Annotated in this window: 7 protein-coding genes; all 7 read right to left on the bottom strand. The window is 73.2% G+C overall.

Going from position 1 to position 9,429, the window contains the following annotated elements:
* Positions 1 to 689: 689 nt before the first annotated feature.
* The 7 genes from ASF18_RS22265 to ASF18_RS22235 all read right to left on the bottom strand — a co-directional run bounded on the left by ASF18_RS22265 (position 690) and on the right by ASF18_RS22235 (position 9,427).
* Positions 690 to 2,243: an FAD-dependent oxidoreductase gene (locus tag ASF18_RS22265; RefSeq protein WP_056355462.1), complete on the bottom strand. Its 1,554-nt coding sequence runs from the start codon at positions 2,241 to 2,243 to the stop codon at positions 690 to 692.
* 286 nt (positions 2,244 to 2,529) lie between these two features.
* A complete protein-coding gene (locus ASF18_RS22260; protein ID WP_056277067.1) occupies positions 2,530 to 3,213 on the bottom strand; it encodes a class I SAM-dependent methyltransferase in 684 nt (227 codons plus the stop codon).
* 57 nt (positions 3,214 to 3,270) lie between these two features.
* Positions 3,271 to 4,335 carry a glycosyltransferase gene (locus ASF18_RS22255; RefSeq protein WP_056277065.1) on the bottom strand — a complete coding sequence of 355 codons (1,065 nt, stop codon included), beginning with the start codon at positions 4,333 to 4,335 and terminating at the stop codon, positions 3,271 to 3,273.
* The gene (locus ASF18_RS22250; RefSeq protein ID WP_056355459.1) at positions 4,332 to 5,252 is read right to left on the bottom strand and encodes a galactosyltransferase-related protein; all 921 of its coding nucleotides are present in this window, start codon (positions 5,250 to 5,252) and stop codon (positions 4,332 to 4,334) included. The genes ASF18_RS22255 and ASF18_RS22250 overlap by 4 nt, the downstream gene beginning before the upstream one ends.
* Positions 5,253 to 5,298: 46 nt before the next feature.
* Entirely contained in the window at positions 5,299 to 6,450 is a 1,152-nt protein-coding gene (locus ASF18_RS22245) for a glycosyltransferase (protein ID WP_056277059.1), read from the bottom strand.
* 21 nt (positions 6,451 to 6,471) lie between these two features.
* Positions 6,472 to 7,383 (bottom strand): galactosyltransferase-related protein, encoded by a 912-nt coding sequence (locus tag ASF18_RS22240; RefSeq protein ID WP_056355457.1) that lies wholly within the window; start codon positions 7,381 to 7,383, stop codon positions 6,472 to 6,474.
* Complete coding sequence (locus ASF18_RS22235; RefSeq protein WP_056355454.1) at positions 7,373 to 9,427, bottom strand: HAD-IIB family hydrolase; 2,055 nt, start codon at positions 9,425 to 9,427, stop codon at positions 7,373 to 7,375. The genes ASF18_RS22240 and ASF18_RS22235 overlap by 11 nt, the downstream gene beginning before the upstream one ends.
* Positions 9,428 to 9,429: the final 2 nt, after the last annotated feature.

The raw sequence follows: 9,429 nt of genomic DNA, 5'->3' as shown, positions 1-9,429 counted from the left end.
CGATCATCTGGCCGCTTTCGTCGTCACGCGCCTCGAGGAGAGATCCTCGGGGCGCTTTCGTTTGGCTGCATCGCGAGCCTTGGCACGTGGACGAAGTGCCGGACGTGTCGACTCCCTGCCGACGGATCACCGTGACCGCGGCGCGGCCCAGCGCGTCGTCCAGAAGCTGAGCGCCGAGCCGCCGCTGCTCGCCCCTGACCGGAGCGGCCCGGATGGCACGAGCCCCCATCCGCCCGCCACCGTCGCCACCAAGCGCGGCGGCCTCTTGGCCGATGCCCCACCGCCTGTGGGATCGCACACCTGCAGCCGGGGATCGAAAACGAACAGGTCCGGGTCGCGACGACCAAGCTGCGCGTCGGCGGCTTTCCGCTCTTCCGCACGGCCAGGCGGACCATCGCGGGCTTCGAGCCCAGATGCGGCTGCGCAAGAGTTCCGGGTGTGCGAGAGTTCCGGGTGTGCGAGAGTTCCGGGTGTGCGAGAGTTCCGGGTGTGCGAGAGTTCCGGCTGTGCAAGAGCTTCGGCTGAGCAAGAGCTTCGGTCTCGCCGGCGCCCCGTCGCGCGTCGGACCCGCCGTTCGCCGTCTGCGATCTCCCGCATGAAGTGCGACACGCCCCTTCGCGGTCCTGACGCCCCTTCACGGTCCTGGAGAACGGCGCAGACCCGCCATTCTCGCGGACGGAGCCCCGCGCCTAGGGGCTCGATGTCGCGAGGGCGGGCAGGTCCGCCCCGGCCTCGATCTCGGCCGCCGAGGGCAGGCGCCCGAGGCCGAGCAGATGCAGGAAGGCGGTGAAGGCCTTGTTGCGGCCGATGCTGCAGGCGGCGGTCACCCGATCGCCCTTGACGTAGTAGGCAATGAAATCGAGGGCGGCGGGGTCGCCCTGCAGGACGATCCGGTCGAAACCCTTGGCATAGCCGCCGTAATCGAGCCGCTTGTCGCCCTGGTTGCTCCAGAAGAACGGCACGCCCGTGAACGCGCCACCCCGGCCGAGGATGGCATGGGCCACATGCGTGCCGTGTTGCTGCGCGAGGCGCCAATGCTCGATCCGCGCGGTCTCGCCGCTCGCCGTCTCCGGGAATGCGGCGATGTCGCCCGCGATCCAGACGCCCTCCGCGAGCTTGAGGTCGCCGCCGACCGCGAGGCCGCCATCCTCGTCGGGGGTGACGCCCCCGATCAGGCCGGTCTCCGGCCTGGCGCCCGCGCCGACGAGGACGATGTCGGCCGGAAGGCGTCGTCCGTCCTCCGTCTCGACCGCTTCGACGCGGTCGGTGCCGGCGATCCTGGCGACGGAGCCGGTCTCGAAGGTGACGCCGTTGCCGGCATGGTACCGCTTCAGCGCCGCGCCCACCGCCTCGCCGAAGCGCTTGGCGAAGGGGATGTCCTCGCGCGCCAGCACGGTGACGGACAGCCCGCGCTTGGTGAGAAACGCGGCGGCCTCCAGGCCGATGAACCCGGCGCCCACGACGACGACGGATTTGGCCTCGCCTGCCGCCTCGCTCACCCGGACCGCGTCGTCGAGGCTGCGCAGGGTGAAGACCCCGCCGAGGTCCTTGCCGGGGAAGTCCGGCATCACCGCCCGGCTCCCGGTGGCGACCAGGATCGCGTCGGCCTCCAAGGTCCGGCCGTCCGCCAGGGTGACGGCGCGCCGGGCGGGATCGACCCGGGTGACGTCCCCGGTGACACGCTCGACCCTGTTGGCCTGCGCGAAGTCGGGCTCGATCAGCACCTTCTCCGGCGGGGTCGGCTTGGCCAGGAACTGCTTCGAGAGCTTGGTCCGGTCGTAGGGCGGGTGGGCCTCGCGGCCGACCAGGGTGATGTGGCCGTCATAGCCTTCGCGGCGCAGGGTCTTCACGCAGGCGACGGCCGCCGCGCCCGCGCCCACGATGAGCACGCGCGCCACGGGCGTGTGCGCCGTCTGCATCGGCGCCGGCTCCGGCGTCAGGGTCGCGACGGCGTCGGACCCCTCGATGCGGACGGGGTAGCGCGTCAGGGACTCGAGGGCCGGCGGCTCCTCCAGGCTCCCGTCGGCCAGCGCGAAGGCGGCCTTGTGCCAGGGGCAGTAGAGGCGTCCGCCGCAGATCTCGCCCTTGGCGAGCGGCGCCCCGAGATGCGGGCACTTGGCCTGGAACGCCCGCACGCCGGAGGCGTCGCGCACGAACAGCACCTTCTCGTCCCCGGCCGCGCCCTCCGTCATGCCTCCCATCGGGATCGCGTCGAGGGCGAGGCGGATCTCGGTTCCGGGCATGGCTGGCGTCTCTCCTGGCAGGCGTCGTCGCGCCCGGCCGGACAAGTCGCCGAACCCGTTCCGGTTGCAGCGTGCGACATCGCGGGCTTGGGCTGCGTCGGCCGGCGCGCCGCCCGTCACGCCGCGCGGGGCCGGACCGGGCGTGGACCCCGCGAAGAGATCGCGGCCAGGGAATCGCGGCCAGGGGATCGCGGCCATCGGGGCGAACGCGATCCGGCTGATCTGTCCGGGTCTCCGACCGGCGCGTCCCGCCGAGCGGCGCTTCCGGACGCCGCTCGGCGGCGCCTCAGATCGGCTTGAGAAACTTGCACTTCCCCCCTTGGGCCCAGGGACCCTGCACCCGTGCCTCGGCGCAGAACGCGTCGACCGCGCGGGTCACACCGGGGAAGCGGCCTCCCAGGCTGTCGTAATCGTCGGCGATGAGGAGGCCGCCCGGGCGCAGGACCGGCCACCAGGCCCGGAGATCCGCCGCCACGGAGGCCTCCTCGTGACCCGCGTCGAGATGGATGACATCCGCGGTCACGCCGCGCAGGCGCAACAGTTCGGCGGCGTTCACCGAGTCCAGCGGAAGGGGCAGGACCCGGTCCGCGAGCCCCTCGCGCAGCACGTTGGCCAGGAAGGTGCGGTACAGGCTCGGGTAGCCGTGCTCGGTGGCGAGTTCGGCGAACAGGTCCGCGTCGGCCCAATGGTCGACGGCACCGAGCCAGGTATCGACCGCGATGACGGTCCCGTCGACGCCGTGCGCCGCCAGGGATCGGGCCAGGTGCAGGGTGCTGGCGCCCTTCCAGGCGCCGATCTCCACGACCACCTCGGGGCGGAACGCCCTGACGGCGTCGTCGAGATAGGGGTGGACGCTGCGCCAGCCCTGGAGGTCCAGGGGACGCAGGGTGGCCGGCGGGTTCGCGAAGGGATCGCGGCCGTGCCAGAGGGCCTCGAGGAGGGCGCGGCGGGTCGTCGGGGGACGGCTCATGGTGTCGGCTCGCGCTGCGGGTCGCGCCCGCCCGGGGATCGGATGCGTCTGGGGACGTCAGTCATGGGCGGCGCGGTGCGCATGCGCGTAGAGCTCCTCGCAGCGCGTCAGCCAGCGATCGCGGGTGAACAGGCGCAGCACCCGCGCGTGCGGGACCGTGCGCGGAATCGCGAGGGCCTCGCCGATCGCCCGGGCGAGGGCCGGCCCGTCGTCCGGCGGCGCGAGATGTCCGGCCTCGCCGACCACCTCCGCGGCCGCCCCCCTGGCAAGGCCCGCCACCGGCACGCCGCAGGCCATCGCCTCGATGGCCACGAGGCCGAAGGGCTCGTCCCAGCAGGGCGTGAACAGGAAGACGGAGGCGCGGCCGATCTCGTCCGCCAGGGCCTCGCCGGAGAGATGGCCGCCGTAGCGGATCGCCCCGCCGAGCTGCGGGGCAATCTGCGCCTCCCAGTAGGCCCGGTCCTCGATCGGGCCGAAGAGGGTGAGGGGAAGACCGGCCTGCCGGGCTGCCGCGACGGCGCAATGCGTGCCCTTGATGGGTGCGATGCGCCCGGACCAGACGGCGCCGCCGTCGCCCCGGTCCCGAAAGGGCCAGGCCGCGGGATCGACGCCGTTGTGGAGCACGGACACCTCCGGCGGCGCGCCCTCGGGCCACCAGGTTCCGCGCTGGGCCTCCGAGGTCACGGTGATCCGGTGCCCGGGCACCAGGCTGTCCGCCACGAACCAGCGCAGGGCGTCGTAGGGCGGCACGTGCAGCGACGTGACGGTGGGCACCTCCGCGAGACGCCGGCGCTCCAGGGGCAGGCGGCTCAGGGAATTGTTGTGCAGCACGTCGAAGCCCCCGGCCGCGATCCGGTCGCAGGCGGCGGCGTATCCGCCATCCACGTGGGCCTTGAGCCCGGCATCGCCCCGATGTTCCAGGCCCGGGAAGCTGCGCTCGTGGTGGACCGGGATCACCGGATCGACGGGGAAGCGCGGGTCGCTGTCCCCGGCGGCGAAGAGGACGACCTCGTGTCCCCGCGCCGTCAACCCGTCGGCCAGCGCCCAGCACTGGGCCTCCATGCCGCCCGCGAAGGGCCGCGCCACCGGATGGCGCAGATGGGCGAGGAGCGCGATCCTCACGCCGTCGCCGCCGCGGCGGCCGCCTGGGCCTCGAAGTAGCGGATGACGGAGGCCGAATTGCTGTAGGGCTGGTGACTCTGCTGGCCGGTGAGCGCGAAGTCGCCGGCCTCCGGGCGACGCAGGATGCGGATCGGCCGGTCGGGGGTGTCGTCGATCAGCCCCATCACCTTGAAGGCGTAGAGCCAGTGGCCCATCGTGCGGTAGCCCCACTTGGCCTCGAACAGCTCGGCGTTGCGCACCACGCTGTCGAGGTGGTGGACCGGCGGCATGTGATGGGGGTGGTACTGGTGATAGGCCAGCCCGCCCTTCATCCAGGCGATGGGGATGCCGGCCTGGTCGAGGACCTTGCCGAAATCCGTGTCCTCGCCGCCATAGCCGGTGTAGCGCTCATCGAAGCCGCCCGTGGCCAGGAAGGTGGCGCGCCGGATGGCGAAGTTCAGGGACCAGAAGCAGCGGTAATCCGGGCAAATCTCGAGACCGGAGGCCGGGGGACCGCGGCGGTCGGAATGGCGCTCGGCGACCTTCGCGAAGTCCTCGCAGGTCCAGTCCCCCGCGGTGGCGCGCTCGGGCAGGTGGAGGACCTCGCCCATCAGCAGGCCGTCGAGTGCGTCGAGGCCACGCGCGTAGTCGGCCACGAGGTCGGGGGCCGGGATGCAGTCGACGTCGAGGAAGACGACGGCGTCGCCGCCGGCCGCCGCCACCCCGCGGTTCCGCGCTGCCGCCAGCGGCAAGTCGGTGCCCGGCACCCGGATCTGGCGGACTGGGAAGGCGACCTCGGGCAGGTCGTAGGGCGCGTCCTGCATCACCGCCACGATGAACTCGGCGGGGACCTGCGTCTGGCGCTCCAGGCCGATGAGCACGTTGCGCAGGTGCGCCGGCCGTCCCTTGGCCAGGGTCACGACGGAAACGGTGGACATGGGGCGGTCTGGCTCCGGGAGGTTCGAGCGTGGGAGAAGCGGGCGGTCAGCCGGCGGCGGCGACCGTGCGGGCGGCGGGCGTGAGGGGGACGGGCTCCGCCGCGCCGTGCCAGAGTTCGTCGGTCAGGCCCTCGAGCCAGCCCGCGGCGCGGGCGGCGGCGTCCGGCGCGTAGAGGCTGCGCAGGGGGGCGGTGTCGAGGGCGCGGGCCCGGGCGAGGAGGTCGCGCCAGCCCTGGAGATCGCCGGGCCAGACGGGGGCCTGGACGGCGGCGCCGAGGCGGACCAGGGCCTCGGCCTTGCGGGTCTGCTCGCCGAAATAGCGCCATTCGGGCATCACGATCAGGCGTCCGCCCACGCGGGCGACCTCGTGGACGGTGTTGTCGCCGGCGGAGGCCACCACGATGTCGGCGGCGGCGAGGTAGTCGGTCACCGAGGGCACCCAGCCGAGTTCGCGCAGGTTGGAAAAATCGGTCTCGTGGCCCTCGCGATGGGTCGGCCCCAGGGTCAGCCACAGGGCCTCGGGGGCGGCCCGGGCGGCCACCGTCAGGGGCGCGTAGGGCGTGCCGCTGCCCCCGCCCCCGGTCACCGCGACGACGATCTCGCGGTCCGGGTCGAGGCCGAGCCGCTCACGGGCCTCGGCCCGATCCGGCACCCGGTCGACGCTGGTGCAGAGGCCGCCGCTGTAGAAGGTCTTGGCCCGCAGGGCGGCCGGGTAGTCGTCCTGCTCCAGGCGGGCGTCGAAGGGGGCCAGCATGCCGACGCAGGCCTCGTAGGCGCCCACATGGCCGATGTCGGCGCGGTCGCCATGCATCCGGATCTGCACCGCCGGCACGCTGGCGATGCGCGCCAGCAGCGCGATCTCCGCCGAGACGTCGACCACGAACAGGCCGACGTCGCGCTCGTCGAGATGGTCGAGGATGCGCCGCATGGTCCGGCGCATCGGGGTGAGGCCCAGCGGCACGCAGTGCATGACCTGGGGCGTCGGCTCCGCGTAGAGGCGCGGCGTCGGCACCTCGGCGCCGATCATGTCGGGCAGCGGCACGATCTCGATGTCGCGGGAGAACCCGTCGAAGAGTTGCGGGCCCGCGGTGAGCACGGAGACGGGCCGGTCCCGGGCGAACGCGGCGGCCACCGCCATCGTGCGGTTGGCGTGGCCCCGTCCCTGGTGATGGACGAAGAACGCAATGGGTTTCGTCATGGCTGTCGGGTTCGCGATCCGTCAGGAGAACAGGGCGTCGGGCTTCAGGGCGGCGGCGATCTCGGGAACCCCCGGCCGGCGCAGGACCCGGATCGCGGGGGCGTCGTCGGCCCAGTCGATCAGCCCGGCGTCCCGGAACTGGCCGAGCCAGTAGGTCATGCACCAGCGCCCGTGCGTGTTCCGGAAGCGGGCGGCGTTGGCCAGGATGGCGTCGAAGTGCTGCAGCGGCGGCACGTGGACGGGATGATGCTGGTGGTAGGCCCGGGCGCCCCCGACCCAGTAGGTCGGCAACCCGGAGGCGGCCAGGCGCGCGGCGAGGTCCGTCTCCTCGCCGCCATAGCCGCGATAGGCCTCGTCCATGCCGCCGACGGCGCGCCAGGACCGGGCCGGGAGCGCGAAGGACAGCCCCCAGAGCTGGCCGGGATCGGCCTCTCGGCGCAAGGCGTCCGGCGGGATCGCGGGGCGGGCCGGATGGGCCCGGCCGAGCCGGGCGAGGGCCGCTTCGTCGGCGGCCGCCTCCGGGCTCAGCCCCGTGGGCAGGTACAGGACCTCGCCGAGGAACAGGCCGTCGGTTTCCCGGGCCGCATGCCGGTAGGCCTCCACGACGGTGGGGGAGGGGATGCAGTCCACGTCGAGGAAGATCAGGAGATCGCCCGTGGCGGCCTCGGCCGCGCAGTTGCGGGCGGCGGCGAGGGGCATCGGTTCCCCCGCCACGTGGCGGTGGCGCACGGGACAGCCCGGATCCGGCAGGTCGGGCGCGCGGTCCGGCTGCATCCAGGCGATCACCAGTTCGCGCGGGCGCACGGACTGGCGCGCCAGCCCGGCCATGAGGTTGCGCAGGCGGTCGGCCCGGCCGCGCACCAGGGTGAGGACGCTGGCGCCAGGATCTGCGGAGGGTCCGGCGGAGGACCCGGCGGACGGATCAGCCGGCATCGGCCAGCATCCGGCGGAAATGGCCGACGCCCTCGATGATGCCGCGGGCGTGCGAGGCCCGGGCCACGTAGGAGTGCTGCAGGGCGGCGTTGCTGGCGAGATCATCGGAGTAGTTGGCCACGATGATCGCCTGCGCCTGAGCGCGCAGCATCTCGACGTCGTTGCCCGAATCGCCGGCCACGAACACGGCCCGCTCCGGCAGGCCGTAGAGGGCCCGGACATGGCCCACCGCCGTGCCCTTCGAGGCCGCCTCCGGCAGGACGTCGAGGTAGAGGCCGTGGCTGTGGATCACGTTCGCGGCGAGTCCCGCACGCACGAGGGCCGCGCGGACCCTCTGGGCGGTCGCCGCATCCCCGAAATAGCTGAGCTTGTGCCCGCGCTGCTCCAGGGGCCCCTGGGGCACCAGGCCGTCGAGATCGGAGAGCGCCGCGTGCACGCCCGCCCGGTCCCAGCCCGCCGACACGGTGGCGCGCCAGGCGGCATCGGCCGTGTAGGTCACGCCGTTGGGGTCGAGGTGGTAGATTTCCGATCCCACCGAGGTGATCATCACCTGCGGGCGCGGGCTGGCCTGCTGCTCCAGGATCGCCATGGCGCTGTGGAACGAGCGGCCGGTGGCGACTCCGAAGGCGAGACCCGCCTGCCGGCTGCGCCAGCGCCGGAAGATGCCGAGGGCCGCCTCGCAGCCCACCAGCGTGTTGTCGATGTCGCAGACGAGGAGTTGCCGCGCATCCGCCAGCGGCGGGGTCGGGACGCACAGCGCCCGCAGCAGGTCGTGGTAGCGCGCGGCGTGCCGGTCCCAGTCATAGGCGGCGGCCGCGCGGGCGCCCCCCGCCACGCAGCGGGCATAGAGGGTGGGATCGTCCAGGATGCGCAGGCACGCCGCCGCGATGGCGTCGGGGGTGCGCGGATCGACGAGGAGCCCGTTGCCGCAGGTCTCCACGATGTCGTTGGGGCCGCCGCTGTCGGTGGCCACCAGCGGCAGGCCCGCGGCCGAAGCCTCCAGGAGGGTCAGGCCGAAGGGCTCGTTGAGGGCGGGATTGACGAAGAGGCCGCCCCGCGTGCGGGCATAGGCGTAGAGGGCCGGAACGTCCTCCGGCCCGTGGGTCTTGGGATAGGCCACCCGCCCGTAGAGGTCGTAGCGGTCGATCAGCACCAGGATCTCCCGCATGGTGCCGGCCATGTCGCCGTCGAGGGCGTCGATGTCCTCGCGGGTCCCGGCCATCAGGACGAGGTTGGCCCGCGCCTGCAGGGCGGGGCTCTCGCCGTAGGCCCGCACCAGGGCGCCGAGGTTCTTGCGCGCCACCGGGCGGGCGAGGGCCAGCAGCGCCGGCTTGCCCGGCTCGTGCAGGAAGCGGTCGATGGTGGCATCCACGCGCGGCAGGGGTTCGGCCGCCGCGAACCGGGCCAGGTCGCTGCCCGGCGGCAGGACGCGGATGCGTCCCGGATCGTAGGCCGCATACCCGGCATACTGCACCTCCGCCTCGTCGCGGGACGAGGCGACGACGAGACGCGCGCGCGCGAGTGCGCCCTCCTCGGCGGCGATGCGGCGCGCGAGATCAGGGCAGGCTTCGGCGCCGTGGCCGAGCATCGCGGCCTTGACCCGCCCGAGGGAATGGGCCGTGAACACGAAGGGAATGCCGAGGGCATCCTCGATGAGCGTCGCCACCGAAGCGGCATCGGCGTAGTGGGCGTGGATGAGGTCGGGCGGCTGAGGCTGCGCCGCGATCCAGTCCATGAGGTTGCGCGCGAAGCTGTCGACCTCCGCGTGCATCGCCTCCTTCACGCGGTAATCCGGTGACGCGCTCGGGAGCCGCACGAGCGTGACCTTGTCGGAGATGCGCTCTTCGGGCACGGCGTAATCCGGGCCGAGCGCGCCATGAAACAGGCGCGTCGCGATCACGATCCGCGCGATCCCGGCATCCTGGGACGAGGCAGCCACCAGATCGAGCAGGTAGCGGATGTGGCCACCCGTATCGGCGGTGAGCCCGAACACGACCCCGCCGCCGCGCAGGCAGCCTTGCAGGGCGACATGCAAGACAAACATCA

The sequence above is a fragment of the Methylobacterium sp. Leaf89 genome, from assembly GCF_001422215.1.
Taxonomy (GTDB): Bacteria; Pseudomonadota; Alphaproteobacteria; order Rhizobiales; family Beijerinckiaceae; genus Methylobacterium.
The sequence above is the reverse complement of the archived record's forward strand: the minus strand, read 5'-3'. Positions and strand labels throughout refer to the sequence as shown.